Here is a 19,972-nt window from a genome sequence, read left to right as displayed (position 1 = left end):
ATGGCTAAAATGTCAAACATTGCAGTTTTAAAACAAAAAGAACAACCTACCTTATTCATTCGTACCAGAACAAGTGTTGATCAGTTGCCTCAATTAATTGGAGAAAGTTATTGCAAAATGAGCGCCTATCTCGAGGAGCTCAACGAACATTTGGCTGATGTTCCTTTTGTCGCTTACCATAATATGGATATGCAGAATTTGGATGTTGAAATAGGATTTCCGGTGGCTGAACCCATTCCCGGAAAAGATGATATCGAGGCGGGATCAATTCCTGCCGGCTTGATCGTTTTTTCAATGAATCGAGGTCCTTACGATAAAATGAAACCCCTTTACAAAGAAATGGCTAACTGGATTGAAAAAAATGGTTATACCGCCACCGGCTCGGCCTATGAATATTACTATAACGATACCTCATTTCTTGAAACTGAGTTATTAACCAAAGTTGTCATGCCGGTAAAAAAAGACAATTAAATTCATATAATTAATCTATAATATCTTGCCAAATCCAAAATATAATGATACATTAGTCTTCACATTAAATTGCAAAGGCGCAATAGTGGTACCTTCTGCTTTGCGTCCTTTTTATGCAGAAAAGGAGACTTTATGATAATCTACAAACAGCAGGACTTTCTAAGTCACATGCCAGACGTTTTAAAGTGCGAGGAGAGCATTACCGCTCTTAACGATCAATGGGATAATATCAAACTTTTATGTGAAATAAATTGCCCGATCCAGTCAAAAAACGTACTTCCAAATATGACAAAAATTCAAAATAGTTTCTATAATCTTCAACAGGAACTCATTAGCGCCCTCGGATCCGAAAAATTGAAAAAAACAGAACAGAAAATTATTTCAAAAACACAGGTTGCCATTGATATTTTAATACGAAATTTATACGAAAGAACTGCAGATATTGGTTTTATCGCGACGGATGACGATATTAGAAAATTTGTAAGCAATGAAGACCCCAGTGAACAAAGCCGAAATGACATTATCAAACGGCTGAATGAATACGTTGCTAAGTATTCTGTTTATGGAGAAATTGTCATTCTCGATCAAAACTATCGGGTTTTGGCAAATCTCGATCAAGGCAATGATATTCTGGGATTAACCCTGGATGACCCGATTTTGACTAAAACCATGGAAAGCAATGAAAGCTTTATCGAATCCTATCAGCCTTCTGCCTTACAGTCCAACAGATATAAATCCCATGTATTTTCCAGTAAAATATATGAGGAAGGCTCTCATTATCCGATCGGTATCATTTGTTTGTGCTTCCGTTTTGAAAATGAAATGAAGCAGATTTTTAAAAATTTGGCCAGGGATTATGATGGATCTGTTATTACCATTGTTGATAATGACAATCTGGTTATTGCCAGTAGTGATGAAAATCACGTTCCCACGGGCATCACCATCGAATCCCCTGAACCGGAAACCTATGGTGTCGAATATTATCGGGGCTCCGCGTATATTTCAAAAACCGTCTTTACAAAAGGCTATCAGGAATATTTTGGACTGGGCTGGAAGGGGCATATCATGCTTCCCCTTAATCTTGCATTTAAAGATACCACTGATCTTGAACACATCGATTCTGTGACAACCCGTAAATTAATGGGCATGGCCGATTCTTTTTCGGTTGCCCTCAATGAAATCATTGTCAAAACCCAGACCATCAATGGCTCCTTAAAACGTATTGTCTACAATGGTCAAGTTATTGAAAAAGACGATGCTATTAAAAATGAATATGCCCGCCTAAAACCGATTTTAAGCGCAATTGGTCGAATTGGCACTAAAACCAGCAATCTTTTTCAAAGCTCTGTATCCAATTTATTTTCCACTGTAGTTTCAGCCAGTTTGGTAGAAACCCGGTTTTTGGCATCATTAAGTGTGGATATCATGGATCGAAATCTCTATGAAAGAGCCAACGACTGCCGCTGGTGGGCACTTAATTCCAGCTTTCGCAAGGCTCTTTCCCATGAAGGCGAGATGAACCCAAGCGATCTACAGGAAATGACAACCATCCTAGCTTACATTAACAGCCTCTACACGGTTTACAGCAATTTATTTATTTTTGACCATACTGGTACTATTATTGCAGTATCCAATCCCGAGCGTTCCGAAGATATCGGCAAAACATTAAGCAATTCGTATATTCAACAGGTTTTAAGCAATTCAAATCCAGGCAAATATGTTGTTTCTCCTTTTGAAGCCACAGATTTATATGATAATCGACACACCTATATTTATGGGGCTTCCATTACCGACAGCCGCAACCCCAATCGAACCGTTGGAGGGATTGGAATCGTCTTTGACAGTCAATCACAATTTAAAGACATGCTGGAAGAAGTTCTGGAATCCAAAAATGATACCTTTGCTGTTTTTACGGATCGAAGCAAGAATATTATTGCGTCCACTGATGAAAATCATAAAATCGGCTCCGCTTTAAATCTTCCCCACGAAATGTTTACCCTATTAACCGGTACCCAGGAATCTAAAATTCTGGAATACCATGATTGCTGTTATTCCGTAGGCCGCGCCTGCTCATCCCATTACCGGGAATATAAAAGCACCGACGGATATCAAAATGATATTTTGGGTTTTGTTTTTGAAAAATTGTCCGATATTAATCAAACCAAGACTCTTGCCAGCAAAATCCAAGACATTGAGCAATCCGATTTCAACTATTCCATGACAGACAATCTTCAAAAATTAGCAACCTTTGTGATGAATGGACAGGTATTCGGCCTCGACGAATCTGTAGTATTAGAGGCCATGGACTGCGAACATATTATCACATTGCCTGGGTCCACAGATAATATCAAAGGTGCTGTTGAATACAACGGCAGCTACATTGTTGTGGTAAACACCCATGAAATCTTTAGTATGAAGGCAGAAAACAACGGGAATTCAGATGATTCCCATCTGCTTGTGCTGAAGCTTTCAGACGATGAGCTTCTGGCATTGCATGTCGATAATCTCATGAGTGTTGTGGAAATTAATGTTGATGACATTGCTCCCGTCAGTCTTTCATCTGCTGTTTCAGGTATTATTTGTCTTTCAGACAATAGCAATCGCACCATATTGGTTCTGGATCATCACATTTTTCTGGAAAAGCTGGCTGATAATGAATTAGGTGACGATTGGGAAGAAACCCTTCCCCTTATCGAAAACTTAACGAATCCGGTTTAATCCCAAAAGAAGATCGCTACTCAATGTGGCCATGTTCTTCCTTATCTTTAATTTTTAGTATTTTGTTTCCATCATCAAGAATCAGCACCTTCGGTTTAAACCGGGGTGCTTCTTTTTTTTCCATCATGGCATAGGAGATAATAATCACCTGGTCTCCTATCTGAACCAATCTCGCCGCGGCTCCATTGACGCAAATAATCCCAGTTCCTCTTTCACCTTCAATTGTATAGGTTTCGAAGCGTTCCCCATTATTCACATTGACGACCTGAACCCGTTCCCCGGGGAGAATATCCGACTTTTCCAGAAGCTCGCAATCAATGGTTATACTCCCCACATAGTTTATATTAGCCTCGGTGATTGTGCCCCGATGAAGTTTTGATTTAAAGAGTGTAATATACATTTTTATCCCCACTTTATTTTATTCTAAAATTATGTTGTCAATCAATCGTGTGTTTCCAAAACGCACGGCTACAGCTGCTAAAGTGGCAGCTTCTATTTTTTCAATGGCGTCCAGAGTATTTAAATCCAGAATCTCTACATAATCAATGACTGCCAGGGGCATCGTATTAATTCCATTTCGCAGAATAGTCTTTAGTGTCTCAACCTTTGTCTCTCCCAAGCGATACAAGCCCTGAATATCTTTCAATGATTTGTTTAAAATAAGGGCTTGATTTCGTTCTTCAGGGCTGAGATAAACATTTCTGGAACTCATAGCAAGTCCGTCGGCTTCCCTGATGATGGGACAGGTCACAATTGTCAGCTGCATATGAAGATCCCTCACCATTTTTTTGATAATTTCAACCTGTTGGGCATCCTTTTGGCCGAAATATGCCTTGTCAGGTTTGATAATATTAAAAAGGATGTTCACAACCGTGGTGACCCCTTTAAAATGCGTGGGCCTTGAGCTCCCACACATTTTTTTTGTGCTGACACCTTCAACCAAAACAAAGGTTGTGGAACCTTCCGGATAGATTTCACTAACATCCGGTACAAATAGAATATCAGCGCCGGCGGCTTCAGCCAATCTTGAATCTCTGTCAAAATTCCGCGGGTACGCTTTAAAATCCTCTCCCGGACCAAACTGGGTGGGATTGACAAAAATGCTGACAATGACGATGTCATTGTCAGTCCTAGCTTTTTGAATCAGTGACAAATGCCCTTCATGAAGATAACCCATGGTAGGTGTAAAACCAATGGTTTTATTTTGACCGAATGCATTGATTACGTCTTGCAGCTCCTCGATGGTTTTCGCTGTTTTCATGATTTACTTTGAAAGCTCCGCAATAATTTTATCATCAATGGTAAAGGTGTGTTTTTCTTCGGGAAATTTAAGCTCTTTCACTTCGCTGACGTAGTTTTCAATGGCCGTTTTTATGGTTTCATTAAGCGCAGCGTAACCCTTGGAAAACTTAGGTGACTGTCCCGAGTACATTCCCAGCAGGTCATGAATCACCAGAACCTGTCCGTCACAATATCTTCCGGCACCAATGCCAATGGTGGGAATTGAAACATTTTCGGTGATCAGCTTAGCTAATTTTTCCGGGATTCCTTCAAGGACAATTGCGAAGGCGCCGGCCTTTTCAAGGGCCACAGCATCTTCAATCACAGCCATTGCCTGGGCCTTGTCTTTGCCCTGGACCTTGAATCCGCCAAAGACATTGACCGACTGTGGGGTGAGACCAATATGACCCATTACCGGGATCTGCGCTTTGACAATGGCTCTGACCTTGTCCACCACATCCACGCCGCCTTCAAGCTTAACCGCATGGGCTTTCCCTTCCTGAATCAGTCTTCCAGCATTCCTAACGGCTTCTTCATCACTGATATGATAGGATAAAAACGGCATATCGCCGACAATTAAAGCAGTTTCTGTACCTCTGGACACGGCTTTGCAATGGTATACCATATCATCCATGGTCACTTCAAGGGTTGACTCGTAACCCTGAACCACCATGCCAAGGGAATCGCCCACAAGGATAGCGTCGATTCCGGCACCGTCCACAATTTTCGCCATAGAATAATCATAGGCGGTTAACATGGTTATTTTTTCATTGCTGGCTTTGGCTTTTAAAAAAGAGCTTACTGTAAATTTACTTTTCATTTTTTTCACCTTTCGTTACTGCTTTCATTATTTTAAAATATTTTTCTGAATCCATTCTTTTATCCCTAATCATGTTTAATGTTGCGATGCCCATGGTTTCATAAAGGTCCAGGTATTCGGGTATACTGGTTTTTATGGCATCCACATGTTTGACAATCGTATTTTCATCGCCACGGACCAGGGGACCGGTGAGAGCATCGACGGTTCCGCTTTTCCGCACATTATTCAAAGTCGCTGTTATCAGCGGCAGAAATGAAGAAGCGATCTTCTCCTGGTCAATACCAGCCTTTGTTAACATCTCAAATCCTGTATCAATTAATGTCACCATGTAATTTGAGAGCACACAGGCGGCGGCATGGTAAAGGATTTTACTCTCCTTATCGATGATAAAAAACTCATTACCGGTTACCTCAAGCATTTTTTGAATTAAAGCCTTCCCCTCATGATTTCCTTCCAGGGTGAATTTTATTGCCTCAAGGTCTTTAACCGGTGTTGAGACTTCTGAAAACGTCATAATCGGATGAAGGGAGCAGATCCCACAGCCCAACTTCTCAAAGCCCTCAAACACCTCTGATGAAAGAGCGCCGCTGGTATGGACAAAGGTATGTTTTTCATTCAGGTACGGTGATTGCCCAAGAAGGCTGACCACTTCCGGAATAATGTCATCACCAGTGGTGATAAAAACGACCGCACTTGCTTTAAGCAGTGAATCCAGATCTTCAAACAAGGCCGATCCGGTAAGTCCGGCTGATCGTACCGAGGAGCTTTTGCTTTTGCTGTAATAGCCTGACACCGACAAATTCTTTTGCATAAAATAGTTTCCCAACGATGTACCGACTTTTCCGGCACCGATAAATCCAATTTCCATAGTCATCATCCTTAACAATTCATTTAGCTTTAATAAATCCCAACTCATCCAAAATACATATTTTAACAAATAAAAAAAGGACTTCTGCTTAGAAATGGACATAAGCAAAAGACCTATTTATATGACATAAATATGTATCTGATTATTCAGTCTCTGTCCAAAGGATCAAAGCAGATTTTTAGTTTAATTTTTATTTGTTATTACAAAAGTGCAGTTCACTGGGATACCGCCTTGAAGATACAATACAATAAAACATAATAAATTGCAAGTAGTTTATATTTTCTGAAAATCAAAATGGGATATCGATGGTATAATGGGAATACAATAATTTAGAAATCGAATTGCTATTTGCCGAGGTCAGCCAAAAGCATTTATAGGTAATTGCGAAAGGAGACAAGTATGTGTGGTCGTTATACGATTTTTTCAGATAAAGAGAATTCAGAACTAAGCAGAATGGTTGAAGCAGTTAACCAAAAATTCAATGTCAAAATTAAAACTGGGGATATCTTCCCGTCCAATTTGGCACCGATTATAAGAGAGCATCAGGGAAAAATAGAATTAGATGTTATGGAATGGGGTTACCGCAATCCATTTAAAAAAGGCTTAATTATCAATGCCCGGTCCGAAACCGTGACAGAAAAAAAGATGTTCCGGGATGACTTTGAACAGCGACGCTGTTTAATCCCCGCTTCGGGTTTTTACGAGTGGGATCAGCAAAAGCATCAGTATCTGTTTGATTCGGATGCCATACTTTATCTTGGGGGCATCTATAAACCTTTTGAAGGAAAGAACAAATTTGTTATTCTGACCAAAGCACCGAACCCAATGGTTTTAGAAGTACACGATCGCATGCCGGTGATTATTCCGGCTGATATGATGGACTCCTGGTTTCAGAATGTTAAAGCTGCCATGGGCCTCCTCAAAGAAGATGCGGTGCCTTTAGTGAAACATCAAAGCGAGAAGATTAGTGAGTCTTCCCAAATTAAATTTCAGTTATAATTTCATACCGCAACCATATGTTTAGTGGACAATACATCTCTGGGTTTTTCCGCGTCTTCTTTTTTATCCCAGGGCAAAACATCACCGTCATCTCGAAGGTATTCAAGAATTTCCCAAATGCCTTCGCCGGTATAAGAGCTTACCTTAAAAATACGTTCACAGCCGGTTAACTCAAGCCACGCAACCGCCTGTTCCACATCCCCATCCGGGTCATCAATTTGTGTGACAATCCCAATAACGGGTCGTGAGCAAACCCCTGATACACAAGGTGGATAAAGCGAGTACGGCTCGGTTGAACTAAGCAGAAGGGCCACTACATCGGATTCATAGGCATACAAGGCTAAAGCCCGGGCTAAACCCGCATTTTCAGCGTATTCCCCTGGGGTATCAATGATGACATCGTAGTAATTGATATACTGGGTCTTTTTGTAATGTATTTTTTTTCCCTTCAGTGCCTGACGCAGTGTTGTTTTTCCGCATTCACTTCTGCCAACGAGGATCATTTTTTTCATAGTATGCCTTTCATCTCAAGTCTTTGTGATTTCACAGATTGTAAATTTCAGGGTATCTTTCAAATAAGCGAGGATTGCTTTTATGGCAGAGTCGACTTCCGAAATTCTTCCGGTAAACATCAGTGTGCCACTAAAACGATCAATGAACCCCAACTCAATCCGGGCTGTTTTTACTGCTAAATCACCTGCAATGACTGAAATTTCAGACGGTGTCATGCTTAGTACCCCAATGGCCGCTTTGTCATAATCAATGCTGGGGTTCAATCCTAATTTTTTATAGACAATAGCATCGGGACTGGCGATGATATGAGCCAATGTTACCTGCTTGCCGGGGACGGTTTCCTGAATAATTCTGAGCTTACCTTCGTTTGAACCTAATATGCCTTCCATTTTAAGAGGCCTCCTTTACTCCGTATCAGCAATTGCGTCAATAGAGAGTATAATAAAGTATTATATCACGTGAGAAATCAATTTAAATGGAGATACTTGCTTTTATCGGATATTCTGTAGCTCTTTAAAACTACCTATTCCCTTTATTTATGACCTGCTTTTAGCAGGTCTCTTCTTTTTCGGTATTCAATGATAGGTAAATCCCCCTGTATCAGGTTTTCATCCATTCTCAGCTCTGTTTTGATCGGTTTTTGTGTTAACACAACATGTCGGTCCTGGTGCAGAATATATCGATTGCCGATGTTGCTGAATCGATTAACGATCTGTTTTAAGACCGGGAGCTTTATAAATTTTTGATAAAAACGTAGATAAATACGGGTATGTTCCTCGTCAATGGGAGCAAAAACAGCTACAATTCGAACATCGGGGCTAATTTTATTTTGCCAAATGTTCGGCATTTGTAATTCAAGACTAAAATAATCCTTATAATTTTCAATTTCCTTGGGTTTTAATGGTTTTAAATGACCATCATCAACTACATTGTGAACATAAAATGTCATCCGGTTATCCTGCCATTTTACAACGGGACCATTCACCAGCGTTTTATTGCCTCTTCCAATAGAATTGGTGTGAACAAAAGGCAAATGAACCACATCCAATTGATTTTCAATGGCCCTGGTGTAGTGAACCGGCCACATTTCTGAAAAACCGCCATAGGAAAATCCCTGTCTCAAATATTCAAAGAAAGGAATCTCCGGGAGTTCAGCAGAATAGTCTCCATACCAAAGCCAAATAAAGCCATACATTTCTTTAACCGCGTAGGCGTTGACTTTATACCGATCCGGCACCGGAGTATTTTTTCCATTGGCTGGTATTTCTATGACCTTTCCCGATCCATCATAGGCAAGTCCATGAAAGGGACATTTTACGGAATCATGAGTCACTTTCCCAGCGCTTAAGGAAGCCCCTCTGTGGCAGCATTTATCGAAGATACAATTTATTTCGCCATTTTCACTTCGCCAAAGCACTAACTTTTCACCCAAGCGAGTAACACCAATCAGTTTATTATTTTTCAGCTCTTTTGCATCCATTATCCCATACCATTGGTTTTTAATCATTTTACAACTCTTTCTTTTGTCGATTTAATTTTCTGACCTCAGGTCAGCCGTCGGCATCTAAAATTTTGCGTATTCTGTTGAAAATATCATTGATCCCATCGTCGCCTTTAATTTTATGCAAAATACCCTTTTCATTGTAAAAATCCAATATTGGTTTGGTAGTCTCTTTATAAATCGCCAAGCGATCTAAAATGATTTCCTCCTGATCATCGGATCGATGGACTAAATCCGTCCCACAGATATCGCATTTTCCTTCAATCTTCGGTGGATTGTACTTTATGTGATAGCTCTCTCCGCATTTTGGACAGACTCTTCGGCCTGCAAGTCTATCTAGTATGGCAGCTTCGGGCACATCAATTAAAAAGACTCTATCGATGTGTTCATTTTGCTTATTCAGAATCAAATCAAGCGCTTCTGCCTGGTTTTCATTTCTGGGGAATCCATCCAACAAAAAACCATTGGCACAGTCTTCCTTTTTTAACCGGTCTTCAATAAGCGAAATGGTAATATAATCCGGGACTAGCTTCCCTTTCTGCGTATAATCCTCTATTTCCAGTGCCAATGCATCGCCGTCTTTGACTTTTGAACGAAAAATATCACCGGTGGAAATATGCGGGATCTTAAGATAATCACAAATTAACTTCGCTTGGGTCCCTTTTCCCCCACCGGGTGTTCCTAATAAAATTATTTTCAAATAATCCACCTCCTGAATTTAATATTAGAACTCATGCAAAACCGATAACGGTAATATTAAGAACTTCATGATCCGCCAGACAGATTTCATATGGCGTCACTTCAACATCTCCATTTCTGAATACCCACACATTTGGTCTTAAACAATAGCTTTCAAAGTTCTCGGTGACGATTCCAATTAAACCATTACTCAGTTTGACACAGCTTCCAACCGGATACGGGGCTATTTTAGTAATAAAGACCCTTACGAGGTCCGGATCAAATAGCACACAATTAGATCCCATAATATATTCAATGGCTTCTGACGGTATGAGACCCTTTCGATAAGGCCGATCCGATGTTAATGCATCGTAAACGTCTGCAATTGAAATGATCCTTCCATACAATGAAATATCGTCTCCCTTAATATTGTTGGGATACCCACCGCCGGCAAATTTTTCATGATGATCACGGATTCCCAGTTGCGAAGATTTGCTGCACTCATATTCTTTGATTAAATATTCATAGCCAAATGATGAATGTTTTTTCATTTGAGTGAATTCCTCATCGGTTAATGGGCCTTCTTTATTTAATATTTCTTTGGTAATAAAAACTTTTCCAATATCATGCAATAAAGCTCCAAAGCCTAAATTGCACAACTCTGTTTTATCAAGTCCCAGGGCAGTTCCCAACACAATTGACAAAACGGCAACGTTAACAGAATGAAAATATGTATAATCGTCAAAAACCTTTAGGTCGACCATATTGACCATCATATTCTTGTTTTCCAGGATTTCTTCGACGATTGTCTCAACCTGATTCTCTATTTCATTGAATTTCTTTTTGGAAACCGGCGAATCATTTTCCTTGCTGATAAAAATATCCTTGAGGCTGCGAACCGTCTTATTCCGAACCCGCTCATTGATTGTGTTTACAATTGGAATGTCGTTTAATATATCATCTTCAATATAAATACCATGATAATTGAGATTACGGATTCCTTTGATATAATCCATTGTTAGCATTGTGTTCTTTGCCAGCACAAGTTCTCCGCTTTCACCGTAAAGGTTATCTGCATTGATCATTCCTTCGCGCAGGCAATATGTTGGTGCAAATCTCATGAGGTCATCCTTCCAGTAAATCTATTTAATAATATCGCAGTCTTAAAATACTAAGAGCATTACCTTATTTTCGAACTAAATTAATGATAGTTTCTTTAAATACGATGATATCGTTTCAATGGATCGATGTCAATAGCCATTTGAAAGAACTGCTCTCTAAAAGCATAGAAACTATATCAATTACTCAACAAAAATCAATTGTAGATTTTTTTGATTTAATACAAGCAAAAAAACCGGGATGATCACATTTGGATCATCCCGGTTTCCTATTAGTATTTTGTTGTATCTTAGATCATAATATTTTTTTATTATTTTAGCTTATTTATCTCCAGCAAATAAACCACTGAAAAAGCCTTCAATATCCTGGAAAAAGCTTTGTACATTAGCAAAAAAACCGACCGAACCCTGGCTTGCCTGGGCTAATTTTATAAATGTATCCGGATCCATATTGAGTTCATTGAACTTATTCACCAGAACTAAAATTTCTTCGATCTGCTGACTGTCTAAAACCGTATCATACTTGGTTGCTGTTTCTTCAATGAGCTGACGAATTTCATCGTCCGACATGGTCTTTGTTTGAGCTATCTCACCTTTAAGGCTGTTAATGATATTAACCGCATCATCCCCGATTGCATCCTGGAGTTCTCCAGTGACCACCACTTCTTCAACCGCCGTTGTTTTCGCTTCTTCATCCAACACAGTTCCGGTAGCAGCCTCATAAGCTTTGTATATCCCTGTTAAGGCGCCTGTTCCTGAAACAGGTGTGTAGGCTGCAACAATGACCTTGGCATTTTCGATTCCTGCGGTGAGCAATGCCGCTTCATACATGTCATCGGTTACCCAGTCAATATTATTGGTTTTTAAGTCAATGCCGCCGGTATCTTTTTCCTGGACGTAAACACTGGATAAGGCAAGACTTCCAATTTTATCAAGCGAAACAAGTCCATCTAAATATTCCCGTTCATCAGCGTTTGTTACGATGGTTTCTTCCACATCGCCTCTTTTAATGCCGAAAAATCCATAGATCGTTTTTAATTGTGACTCGGTATTATCGGCACCAATGGCAACACTTGCACTTTTTGAGTCGGCAAATACCGGTGTCATCATGGTCGTTAATAAAACAAGTGCAGCCATAACGGTTACTACTCTCTTCTTCATATTTCACCTCATTGATTTATTTTCTTTGAACTTTTTTTAGAATTAAACTTATTATTGAGCTCAAAAATGATATGCAGTAAGAATATCAATAAATTCTAGTTTTTAGCTTAATTATTGAATAAAGATCCTAAATCCTATGGCTTTTTATAAAAAATGCTTATCGTTTTTTCTGCTTCATGTTATTATAATGTCAGAATTGAATTCAAGTAACAATTGATGTTGAAGCATAAATACCTTCATTGCCTAAATTTTTTCCAGCCAATCATTAAGAAAGGAAACCACAATGGATTATTTGAGTGAATATTGTACCGGACTAACCAATGCATGATGTAGAATATGGATTACATAAAGATTTAGCTGGAATGGAAAAAGCGGCTTTTCCAAACTTTAACATAACCCCATTTGTTATAAAAGTAATCAATGCCGTGGGAACAGTCAGTGTTGCCCTTACCAGACTGTCAATAAATAAAAGAAAACTAAAAATATCAGGCGCAGATGGCGGTAAATTCTATCTGACCATTTATGAACCTCAGAACTGCATCGATACCAAACCTTGCCTTTTATATTTCCATGGCGGTGCCTTTGTTTTCAGAGATTTTGGATACATGCACAAAAAAGTCTGTAAATATGCCACCGAATCCGCTTGTAAAATCGTATTTGTCCATTATCGTCTGGCACCGAAATACCCTTCAAACGTACTATTAGAAGACAGTTACAGCAGTCTGGAATGGGTTTTTAAGCATTCAAAGGATTTGGGAATCGATCCCAATAAAATAGCGGTTGGCGGCGACAGTGCCGGCGGAGCACTTGCAGCAGCGGTAACCCAAATGACAAGGGACCGAAAAGGCCCAAAAATCTGTTTTCAAATGCTGATTTATCCGGTAACAGATGCCGCACAAAAAACAGCATCCATTAAAAGCTTTGATAACACCCCGGGTTGGAACGCAAACCTGAATAAACAAATGTGGAATTACTATTTAAAAAATACCGATCCGAAAACCATGAAATATGTTTCACCCATGAGCAATCCTTCATTTGAAAATTTACCTGATGCCTATGTAGAAGTGGAAGAATTCGATTGCCTTAGAGATGAGGGCATTGCCTACGCCCAAAAACTCATGGATCATGGTGCCAATGTTAAACTGAATTATATAAAAGGTACTTTTCACGGTTTTGATATTAATCTCAAAAAAGGTGTTGTCATAAAGGCTGTAAACGCCCGGATAAAAGCACTTAGAGAAGCTTTTTCCTGAATTCCAGGTATTTTTAAATGGATACTCATTTTCGGTACTGCATTGCATAATTTTAAAAAACATCGTATGATTTTTTAGAAATCAATAATATTTAAAAGGAGATTTAATAAATGTGGATAGACCTTAGAAGTGATACAGTAACCCAGCCAACAGAAGCCATGCGTCAGGCGATGGCTCATGCAGTCGTAGGCGATGATGTCTACGGTGACGACCCGACAGTAAACCAATTGGAAAAATTAACGAGTGAACTTTTTGGTAAGGAAGCGGCGCTTTTTGTGCCCTCCGGAACCTTCGGCAACCAATTAGCTATTATGACTCACACCCAGCGTGGTGACGAAATTTTACTGGGCGATGACTGCCATATTCTGATGCACGAAGTTGGTGCAGCGGCGGTGCTCTCCGGTGTTCAAACCCGGACGTTTCCAACCAATTCTGGGCATATCGACATTGAAAAACTCAAGCGGATGATACGCGGCGACGATATCCACTTCCCTGCCACCGGACTGCTCTGTATGGAAAATGCCCAATCATCCGGGGCAGTTGTTTCATTGGCAGACATGCAAGCCGTATACCAGCTTGCCCAGTCCAGGCATGTTCCGGTGCACATTGATGGTGCCCGGATTTTCAATGCGAGTATTGCCATTAGTGCGGATATAAAGGAAATCGCGGCCTGTGGCGACTCTGTGAATGTCTGCCTTTCCAAAGGTTTATGTGCACCGGTTGGCTCGATGCTAATCGGCACTAGGGATTTTATCCGCAAAGCCCGGAAAAACCGGAAATTAATGGGCGGCGGGCTTCGACAGGCCGGAATTCTTGCCGCCGCCGGAATCCTTGCTTTGACTGAAATGGTATCCCGCCTGGAAGATGATCATAAAAATGCCCATTATCTGGCTGATCGCCTTGAAGAAATAGAATCATGCCAGGTAAATCGCAATCGTTTGGCAATCAATATGGTATTTTTCACCCTGCCGGAATCAGTCATAAGTGAAGCTGCTCTTATCGAAGGACTGAAAAATAAAATGATTCGAATAAACGGCCAGGAGGATGGTGAGTACCGATTTGTCACCAATTACGGCGTATCCGTTGACGACATCGATCTGGTTGTGAAAACCATGAAAACCATTATCGACAATTAAACTTTTGATTTATATTCCAGATAATTGAGTCAATTTCTTCATTGATTTTTAGGCAAATCATTTTAGCATAATTTTCTGCCTCTGTCCAGTATATTTTAACTGATTCTTCGAAAAATTTGACATATCACAGGTTATCAGTTATGATTATTAAGTAACAACCATTAAATCGGCCTAAATTTGTTAACAATTAAATAATAAAACAATCGTACCAACGTTGTTAGATGAGATAAAATTCATTAAGCGATTTTATCAAGTCCTGCAAACAAAAGGGTATGATTGTTTTTTTTTATTAGCTTTTTTAGAGAAATCAATGTTTTATATAAGAAACGATAAACCGATAATCAATAATTAAGAGAGGTACTATGCATGATACGTTTTGAAAACGTAAGAAAAAAATACGGCGATACTGTCATCCTTGACAATCTCAGTTTTAACATTGAACCAGGTGAGTTTGTTGTCCTTATTGGTCCCAGCGGCTGTGGTAAAACCACCACCCTTAAATCCATTAACCGACTGATCACCCCAGACAAAGGGAAAATTTTTGTTGATGGCCAGGATATTTCAGAAGTTAACCCCGTTAAACTCAGGCGAAAAATTGGATACGTGATTCAGCAAATTGGACTATTCCCGAATATGACCATTGAGCAAAATATTGGCATTGTGCCAAAGCGGCTCAAATATCCTAAAAGTAAAATAAAAGAAATTACCCAGGAACTGATGGAAATGGTCGGCATGTCCTATGAAGAATATGCTCATAAATACCCTTCCGAACTTTCAGGCGGACAGCAGCAGCGTATTGGTGTGCTCCGGGCCTTGGCGGCTTCTCCTCCAATTGTCCTAATGGATGAACCATTTGGTGCCCTGGATCCCATGACCCGAAGTATTTTACAGGATGAGATTGTCAAGCTGCATAAAAAACTCAAGAAAACCATTGTTTTCGTAACTCATGATATGAACGAAGCACTGGATCTAGCCGATAAGATTATTTTTATGGAAAAAGGCGAAATTGTTCAAATGGCCACTCCCGATGAAATGCTTGCACATCCAGCCAGTGCTTTAATTCGTGATTTTATGCGGAAATCATCGTCAAGTGCCGATTCTTCGGATTTGACTGCTGCAGATTTCATGAAAACAAAATTCTTTAGCGTCTATAAGAAACGAAGTATCCGAGAATGCACAGATTTAATGGCACGACAACACATTGATTCGCTTTTAATAAAGAACGATGACGATACCTTTGCCGGGATTGTAACCATCAGAGATATTAAAAAACATGGCAAATCTTCTGGCAGCATTGGTGACATTACCCCCTATGATAATATTACTTCCAGTATTTCAGAGAATGCCAAAGAATCTTTTGATAAGCTCTACAACACCGGAGACAATTATGTTGTTGTTTTAGAAGACAACAAGACCATTGCCGGAATAATTTCTAAGACAAGTATGGCTACCGCTATGGCCGACACCTTATGGGGAGATATGCAATGAGTTTTTTTGACACCTATGGTGAACGGCTGATTGATGCCATTCAAATCCATTTATTTTATGTTCTTTCTTCAGTTCTCATCGGATTTTTCATTGCTTTGATTTTGGGCATTCTACTTTCTCGAATTCCGCGGTATGCAAAAATAATAATGCCTTTACTTTCAATTTTCCAGACAATTCCAGGTATTGTTTTTGTCGGTGTCCTCTTTCTTTACTTAGGCATGGTTCCGGCAACTGTCATTATTGCCTTGGCTGTTTATGCTATTTTTCCGGTGCTGAAAAATACCTATACCGGCTTAATGGATGTTAAACCCGAATATATTGAAGCTGCTAAGGGTTGCGGCATGTCCCAGATTCAAACACTTTTAGAGGTTGAGCTGCCGCTTGCGACGCCTTCAATTATTACCGGATTACGGATGTCCACCATTTATACTGTCAGCTGGTCGGTTTTGGCGGCAATGATTGGCTTAGGTGGACTGGGTGAATTTATCTATATTGGTATCGCCTCAAATAACAATGCGATGATTTTAGTTGGAGCCATTCCTTCGGCTATTATGGCCATTGTCCTCAGTTTATTAATTGATGTTTTGAGACGGTTTGCTATTCCAAAAGGATTAAGGAGTTTAAAATAATGGATATTTCAATAATACTTGAACATCTTTATCTGGTTTTTTTGTCGGTGCTATTTTCAGTGGTGGTTGGATTACCCTTGGGTGTTCTTGCCTATTTAAATAAACCACTGCGCAAAATAGTTTTGTGGGTTGTTGAAATATTACAGACGATTCCGGCCTTGGCTTTGCTTGGGCTGATCATGGTCATTTTTGGAGCAGGTAAGGTTACTGTAATTACCGGACTGGTGCTCTACTCCCTCCTGCCCATTGTCCATAACACCTTCATTGGTTTGGAAAATGTTGACAGCGGCATTAAAGAAGCTGGCAAAGGAATGGGCTTAACAAAATTTGATCGCCTGATTTCAGTGGAAATTCCTTTGGCATTTCCGATGATTTTCACCGGCATTCGTATCGCTACGGTCACCACCATAGGCGTGGCTGTTTTTGCAACTTCTGTGGGCGGCGGCGGTCTGGGATCAATTATTAACCAGGGGATTCGAACCCAGAATATGAAATTAATACTTTTTGGCACATTGGCCCTGATGATCATGGCCATATTCTTTGATTTCTTAATGATCTGGATTAACAATCGTTTAGTAAAACGTACATCGAATTAGAATTTTCGAAAATTGAAAGGAAAATAATATGAAAAAATTTATAAGTTTATTAGTTGTAATGATGTTAGCTGTTTCTTTTGCAGGATGCAGTTCAGGAAATGATGAAGAATCAATCATCATTTATGACGGTACATTTTCTGAAATGAAAATCGTTCATCAAATGGCAAAACTTGTTGTCGAAGACCACACCGATGCAACCGTGGATATACGGGATGAAATGTCGGATGTTAACAGTTTCAACGAATTGGTAAGCGGTGGTGCTGATATGATGAATGCCTACGATGGCACACTTTTAACAACCTATTTAAAATTAGATATCAGCGACGTTCCGGTCGGATCGACCATTTATGACTATTCGAATAAAATTGCGACCGAAGAAAAAGGCGTTCACTTGATGGATAAACTAGGTTCTGAAAATACCTATGCGATTGGTGTTTTACCTGAAACCGCAGAAAAATATAATTTAAAAACAGTCAGTGATTTGGCAGCTGTTTCAGATCAGCTTATTTTCGGAGCTGAACATGGTTTCTATACCGAAGAAGGCAGCATGAAATATACACCATTCATAGAATTCTATGGTCTTAACTTCAAAGAATCCAAACCCATCGATATTGCTTTAAAATATTCTGCGATTGAAAATAAAAATATTGATGTGACCATGGTTTATACAACCGACGGTTTAAATAAAAAAGCAGGTTTGGTCATCTTAGAAGACGATCGACAATTTTTTCCTGAATACAATGATGCATTACTCGTAAGAAATGATCTTTTCGAACGATTTAGCACCATTGCCCCGAATCTGGAAGAAGTTTTAAATACTCTGGGTGGGGCTTTTACAGATGAAATCATGACCAACCTTACCTACGAAGTCGATGTTAATGGTCGAACCCCTGAAGATGTCGCCCATGAATTTTTACTGGAAAAAGGATTAATCTCAAAGTAAAAATCATGAGTTTTTCATAGCTTGTTAGCTAAGGATATCGTGAAAATTGATTAAAACCATAAGTTTGTTTTATGTCAATCTAAAAAGAATCTGTCAGTATAAAATCTGACAGATTCTTTTTATTTGTCTAACAATATGATAAAACTGGTTGAATTTCAGAAAAGCATATCATCCCAAGCAGCAGGCGCATTTTCAATTTTAATTTTACGAAGTTACATTCTTCAGCATAGAAATAGCTAATTCTTGAAGATTTATGGCTTCGGGACAAAAACCAGGATTTTTGATTCTCAAGTCAGTCATGTACTCTGTGTCCAGCTCTCCTAATTTCTCAAAGTAACAATTAATGCGATGGTTTAAAAACACATTGTTCAACTGAAAATCAACAGGAAACGGCATGCTGACATGTTCATATACCAATCCTTCCTCCGTGAATGGTGGGGGATATTCTGCAGCAGGCAATGTTGGTATTAAATCGTGGACATTAAAAATTCGAAAGCTGTTTTCAACATGCTCATTATAGTTTTGAATAAAATCCGGGTCACCGGGGCGACCCGCTGCGTAGGTATAAACATAAGGATTTTTAACGGCTGTGTTTACAGCGATATCCAGCCCCGCCATTATTGCAAGATCAGCCCCAAGACTATGACCAGTGATAAATAAAGCTTTATTCGGAGTTGCTTTTAAAATAGCTTCAATCAGATTGCTTCTGAGGGATTCGTAAATTCTGGTAATCCCCCGATGGGTCTTCCCGGCATTTTCAACGTAGGGAAATGAAATCTGAAAGAGATCCAAGTCGGAATCGAGATTAGGCGTTGAATCGGAGCCCCGAAAAGCCAGAACAATGCGCTCCTCTGATTCTGCTATAAAACCAAAGCATTCCTCGATTTTTTCTGTTACTCCCACCATTCCGTAAATGGTATGGCTAAGCGCATAGGCTTCAGGCAAAATAAGCTCTTTTTTATCAAAAAATGGATACGTTTGATAGGAAAAAGCCGAAAGTAAAATTGCGTCCTGATTATTAAAGCCATTGGCATCAGATAATGAGTTCATGATTTCCTCCTCGATACTTTTAATTGTATGGCCACATTATAATGCACTGTTTTTCATACCGTCAAGAAATTTTCCTAAAAATGCTGCAATAAATAGAAAAAAGAATGATTGATGATCCGTCCGTTAAAAATTCCAAACCTAAAACATTATCTATGATATAATTTTCTAACGATTAATGTATTATACCAATCAAGGAGGATTGAATGGCCCCAATAATTTGCCCTAAATGTGGTTGCAAAAATACCACTGCTGTTTCTGATATTAAATCTTCAAATGATGAATCGACTATAAAAGCAACTCAGGAAAAGGCTTTATGCTATTATTGCAACAGCTGTGAAACAAACTTTGGGGGTGACACGACCCTATTAGAAAAATCTACTATCCGCATCTACGTAAATACTTATAAAAAAGACACGGTCAGCCAGACAATAAACTTTTATAAAACCGCTGCCGGAGCTACTGTGGAGGGACCCTTTCTCTGTTATTATCCCGATCTTCCGGAACTTTATCTGGATCAGGAACAATGGGCTCGATTTCTTAAATCTTTTTACGCACTTTATGTTTTTGACTGGAAGCATGATTATATAAATACGGATTGCTCTCACGAGTTTGGCTGGGATCTGAAAATTAAATTCGAAGACCAGGAGCCCTTCGTATCCAAGGGCAGCGATTGCTATCCCCCTTACTGGGATGCTCTGATGGATCTTTTTGTAAGCTTTGGCCTTCCCAATATTAAAAATAAGTTAGCC

General features: G+C 39.5%; 21 protein-coding genes. 10 read left to right on the top strand and 11 right to left on the bottom strand.

Annotated elements, in window-relative coordinates; translation table 11 throughout:
• Positions 1–471 carry a GyrI-like domain-containing protein gene (locus AKG39_RS10985; RefSeq protein ID WP_242852599.1) on the top strand — a complete coding sequence of 157 codons (471 nt, stop codon included), beginning with the start codon at positions 1–3 and terminating at the stop codon, positions 469–471.
• Positions 472–603: 132 nt separating this feature from the next.
• Positions 604–3,189: a chemotaxis protein CheW gene (locus AKG39_RS10980; RefSeq protein WP_050740444.1), complete on the top strand. Its 2,586-nt coding sequence runs from the start codon at positions 604–606 to the stop codon at positions 3,187–3,189.
• Between the two features lie 16 nt (positions 3,190–3,205).
• On the opposite strand, the gene panD is transcribed toward AKG39_RS10980, so the two are convergent.
• Genes panD through AKG39_RS10960 form a run of 4 tightly spaced genes read right to left on the bottom strand, consistent with a single transcriptional unit; the run spans position 3,206 to position 6,164 of the window.
• Positions 3,206–3,589 carry an aspartate 1-decarboxylase gene (gene panD, locus AKG39_RS10975; protein ID WP_050740443.1) on the bottom strand — a complete coding sequence of 128 codons (384 nt, stop codon included), beginning with the start codon at positions 3,587–3,589 and terminating at the stop codon, positions 3,206–3,208.
• 18 nt (positions 3,590–3,607) lie between these two features.
• Positions 3,608–4,450: a pantoate--beta-alanine ligase gene (panC, locus tag AKG39_RS10970; RefSeq protein ID WP_050740442.1), complete on the bottom strand. Its 843-nt coding sequence runs from the start codon at positions 4,448–4,450 to the stop codon at positions 3,608–3,610.
• Between the two features lie 3 nt (positions 4,451–4,453).
• The gene (panB, locus tag AKG39_RS10965; protein WP_050740441.1) at positions 4,454–5,290 is read right to left on the bottom strand and encodes a 3-methyl-2-oxobutanoate hydroxymethyltransferase; all 837 of its coding nucleotides are present in this window, start codon (positions 5,288–5,290) and stop codon (positions 4,454–4,456) included.
• Complete coding sequence (locus tag AKG39_RS10960) at positions 5,280–6,164, bottom strand: Rossmann-like and DUF2520 domain-containing protein (protein WP_423230041.1); 885 nt, start codon at positions 6,162–6,164, stop codon at positions 5,280–5,282. Before AKG39_RS10960 ends, panB begins: the two co-directional genes overlap by 11 nt.
• 393 nt (positions 6,165–6,557) lie before the next feature.
• Between AKG39_RS10960 and AKG39_RS10955 the strand changes: the two genes are divergently transcribed.
• Positions 6,558–7,157 carry an SOS response-associated peptidase gene (locus tag AKG39_RS10955; protein WP_050740439.1) on the top strand — a complete coding sequence of 200 codons (600 nt, stop codon included), beginning with the start codon at positions 6,558–6,560 and terminating at the stop codon, positions 7,155–7,157.
• A gap of 2 nt (positions 7,158–7,159) precedes the next feature.
• Here the strand turns inward: AKG39_RS10955 and AKG39_RS10950 are convergent, their stop codons facing one another.
• The 6 genes from AKG39_RS10950 to AKG39_RS10925 all read right to left on the bottom strand — a co-directional run bounded on the left by AKG39_RS10950 (position 7,160) and on the right by AKG39_RS10925 (position 12,128).
• Positions 7,160–7,669 carry a EutP/PduV family microcompartment system protein gene (locus AKG39_RS10950; protein ID WP_050740438.1) on the bottom strand — a complete coding sequence of 170 codons (510 nt, stop codon included), beginning with the start codon at positions 7,667–7,669 and terminating at the stop codon, positions 7,160–7,162.
• A gap of 15 nt (positions 7,670–7,684) precedes the next feature.
• Positions 7,685–8,059 carry a BMC domain-containing protein gene (locus AKG39_RS10945; RefSeq protein ID WP_050740437.1) on the bottom strand — a complete coding sequence of 125 codons (375 nt, stop codon included), beginning with the start codon at positions 8,057–8,059 and terminating at the stop codon, positions 7,685–7,687.
• 143 nt (positions 8,060–8,202) lie between these two features.
• Entirely contained in the window at positions 8,203–9,177 is a 975-nt protein-coding gene (locus AKG39_RS10940) for an aromatic ring-hydroxylating oxygenase subunit alpha (RefSeq protein ID WP_050740436.1), read from the bottom strand.
• A gap of 43 nt (positions 9,178–9,220) precedes the next feature.
• Complete coding sequence (locus tag AKG39_RS10935; protein ID WP_050740435.1) at positions 9,221–9,871, bottom strand: adenylate kinase; 651 nt, start codon at positions 9,869–9,871, stop codon at positions 9,221–9,223.
• A 31-nt stretch (positions 9,872–9,902) separates the two neighbouring features.
• Positions 9,903–10,970: an HD-GYP domain-containing protein gene (locus AKG39_RS10930; protein ID WP_050740434.1), complete on the bottom strand. Its 1,068-nt coding sequence runs from the start codon at positions 10,968–10,970 to the stop codon at positions 9,903–9,905.
• A gap of 318 nt (positions 10,971–11,288) precedes the next feature.
• Positions 11,289–12,128 carry a DUF1002 domain-containing protein gene (locus AKG39_RS10925; RefSeq protein WP_050740433.1) on the bottom strand — a complete coding sequence of 280 codons (840 nt, stop codon included), beginning with the start codon at positions 12,126–12,128 and terminating at the stop codon, positions 11,289–11,291.
• Positions 12,129–12,448: 320 nt separating this feature from the next.
• Between AKG39_RS10925 and AKG39_RS10920 the strand changes: the two genes are divergently transcribed.
• The 6 genes from AKG39_RS10920 to AKG39_RS10895 all read left to right on the top strand — a co-directional run bounded on the left by AKG39_RS10920 (position 12,449) and on the right by AKG39_RS10895 (position 18,173).
• Positions 12,449–13,381 (top strand): alpha/beta hydrolase, encoded by a 933-nt coding sequence (locus AKG39_RS10920; RefSeq protein WP_242852598.1) that lies wholly within the window; start codon positions 12,449–12,451, stop codon positions 13,379–13,381.
• 110 nt (positions 13,382–13,491) lie between these two features.
• Positions 13,492–14,517, top strand: a complete 1,026-nt coding sequence (ltaE, locus tag AKG39_RS10915; RefSeq protein WP_050740432.1) for a low-specificity L-threonine aldolase — start codon at positions 13,492–13,494, stop codon at positions 14,515–14,517.
• Between the two features lie 366 nt (positions 14,518–14,883).
• Positions 14,884–16,005, top strand: a complete 1,122-nt coding sequence (locus tag AKG39_RS10910) for a betaine/proline/choline family ABC transporter ATP-binding protein (protein ID WP_050740431.1) — start codon at positions 14,884–14,886, stop codon at positions 16,003–16,005.
• On the top strand, positions 16,002–16,634 hold the full coding sequence (locus tag AKG39_RS10905) for an ABC transporter permease (RefSeq protein ID WP_050740430.1): 633 nt from the start codon (positions 16,002–16,004) through the stop codon (positions 16,632–16,634). Before AKG39_RS10910 ends, AKG39_RS10905 begins: the two co-directional genes overlap by 4 nt.
• Positions 16,634–17,230 (top strand): ABC transporter permease, encoded by a 597-nt coding sequence (locus AKG39_RS10900; RefSeq protein WP_050740429.1) that lies wholly within the window; start codon positions 16,634–16,636, stop codon positions 17,228–17,230. The genes AKG39_RS10905 and AKG39_RS10900 overlap by 1 nt, the downstream gene beginning before the upstream one ends.
• A gap of 28 nt (positions 17,231–17,258) precedes the next feature.
• Positions 17,259–18,173, top strand: a complete 915-nt coding sequence (locus AKG39_RS10895) for a glycine betaine ABC transporter substrate-binding protein (RefSeq protein ID WP_050740428.1) — start codon at positions 17,259–17,261, stop codon at positions 18,171–18,173.
• Positions 18,174–18,377: 204 nt separating this feature from the next.
• On the opposite strand, the gene AKG39_RS10890 is transcribed toward AKG39_RS10895, so the two are convergent.
• On the bottom strand, positions 18,378–19,223 hold the full coding sequence (locus tag AKG39_RS10890; protein ID WP_050740427.1) for a lipase family protein: 846 nt from the start codon (positions 19,221–19,223) through the stop codon (positions 18,378–18,380).
• 203 nt (positions 19,224–19,426) lie between these two features.
• Here AKG39_RS10890 and AKG39_RS10885 point away from each other — a divergent pair.
• Positions 19,427–19,972, top strand: a 546-nt coding sequence (locus AKG39_RS10885) for a hypothetical protein (RefSeq protein WP_050740426.1), incomplete at its 3' end; no start/stop codon positions are given.

It is taken from the genome of Acetobacterium bakii (assembly GCF_001263355.1).
Lineage (GTDB): Bacteria > Bacillota > Clostridia > Eubacteriales > Eubacteriaceae > Acetobacterium > Acetobacterium bakii.
This window is presented reverse-complemented; position numbering and strand designations above follow the sequence as displayed.

What these genes read in the sequence shown, in the direction of transcription:
- AKG39_RS10985 (WP_242852599.1), top strand. Translation starts at nt 1, where the DNA reads ATGGCTAAAATGTCAAACATTGCAGTTTTAAAACAAAAAGAACAACCT.
- AKG39_RS10980 (WP_050740444.1), top strand. Translation starts at nt 604, where the DNA reads ATGATAATCTACAAACAGCAGGACTTTCTAAGTCACATGCCAGACGTT.
- panD (WP_050740443.1), bottom strand. Translation starts at nt 3,589, where the DNA reads ATGTATATTACACTCTTTAAATCAAAACTTCATCGGGGCACAATCACC.
- panC (WP_050740442.1), bottom strand. Translation starts at nt 4,450, where the DNA reads ATGAAAACAGCGAAAACCATCGAGGAGCTGCAAGACGTAATCAATGCA.
- panB (WP_050740441.1), bottom strand. Translation starts at nt 5,290, where the DNA reads ATGAAAAGTAAATTTACAGTAAGCTCTTTTTTAAAAGCCAAAGCCAGC.
- AKG39_RS10960 (WP_423230041.1), bottom strand. Translation starts at nt 6,164, where the DNA reads ATGACTATGGAAATTGGATTTATCGGTGCCGGAAAAGTCGGTACATCG.
- AKG39_RS10955 (WP_050740439.1), top strand. Translation starts at nt 6,558, where the DNA reads ATGTGTGGTCGTTATACGATTTTTTCAGATAAAGAGAATTCAGAACTA.
- AKG39_RS10950 (WP_050740438.1), bottom strand. Translation starts at nt 7,669, where the DNA reads ATGAAAAAAATGATCCTCGTTGGCAGAAGTGAATGCGGAAAAACAACA.
- AKG39_RS10945 (WP_050740437.1), bottom strand. Translation starts at nt 8,059, where the DNA reads ATGGAAGGCATATTAGGTTCAAACGAAGGTAAGCTCAGAATTATTCAG.
- AKG39_RS10940 (WP_050740436.1), bottom strand. Translation starts at nt 9,177, where the DNA reads ATGATTAAAAACCAATGGTATGGGATAATGGATGCAAAAGAGCTGAAA.
- AKG39_RS10930 (WP_050740434.1), bottom strand. Translation starts at nt 10,970, where the DNA reads ATGAGATTTGCACCAACATATTGCCTGCGCGAAGGAATGATCAATGCA.
- AKG39_RS10925 (WP_050740433.1), bottom strand. Translation starts at nt 12,128, where the DNA reads ATGAAGAAGAGAGTAGTAACCGTTATGGCTGCACTTGTTTTATTAACG.
- AKG39_RS10920 (WP_242852598.1), top strand. Translation starts at nt 12,449, where the DNA reads ATGCATGATGTAGAATATGGATTACATAAAGATTTAGCTGGAATGGAA.
- ltaE (WP_050740432.1), top strand. Translation starts at nt 13,492, where the DNA reads ATGTGGATAGACCTTAGAAGTGATACAGTAACCCAGCCAACAGAAGCC.
- AKG39_RS10910 (WP_050740431.1), top strand. Translation starts at nt 14,884, where the DNA reads ATGATACGTTTTGAAAACGTAAGAAAAAAATACGGCGATACTGTCATC.
- AKG39_RS10905 (WP_050740430.1), top strand. Translation starts at nt 16,002, where the DNA reads ATGAGTTTTTTTGACACCTATGGTGAACGGCTGATTGATGCCATTCAA.
- AKG39_RS10900 (WP_050740429.1), top strand. Translation starts at nt 16,634, where the DNA reads ATGGATATTTCAATAATACTTGAACATCTTTATCTGGTTTTTTTGTCG.
- AKG39_RS10895 (WP_050740428.1), top strand. Translation starts at nt 17,259, where the DNA reads ATGAAAAAATTTATAAGTTTATTAGTTGTAATGATGTTAGCTGTTTCT.
- AKG39_RS10890 (WP_050740427.1), bottom strand. Translation starts at nt 19,223, where the DNA reads ATGAACTCATTATCTGATGCCAATGGCTTTAATAATCAGGACGCAATT.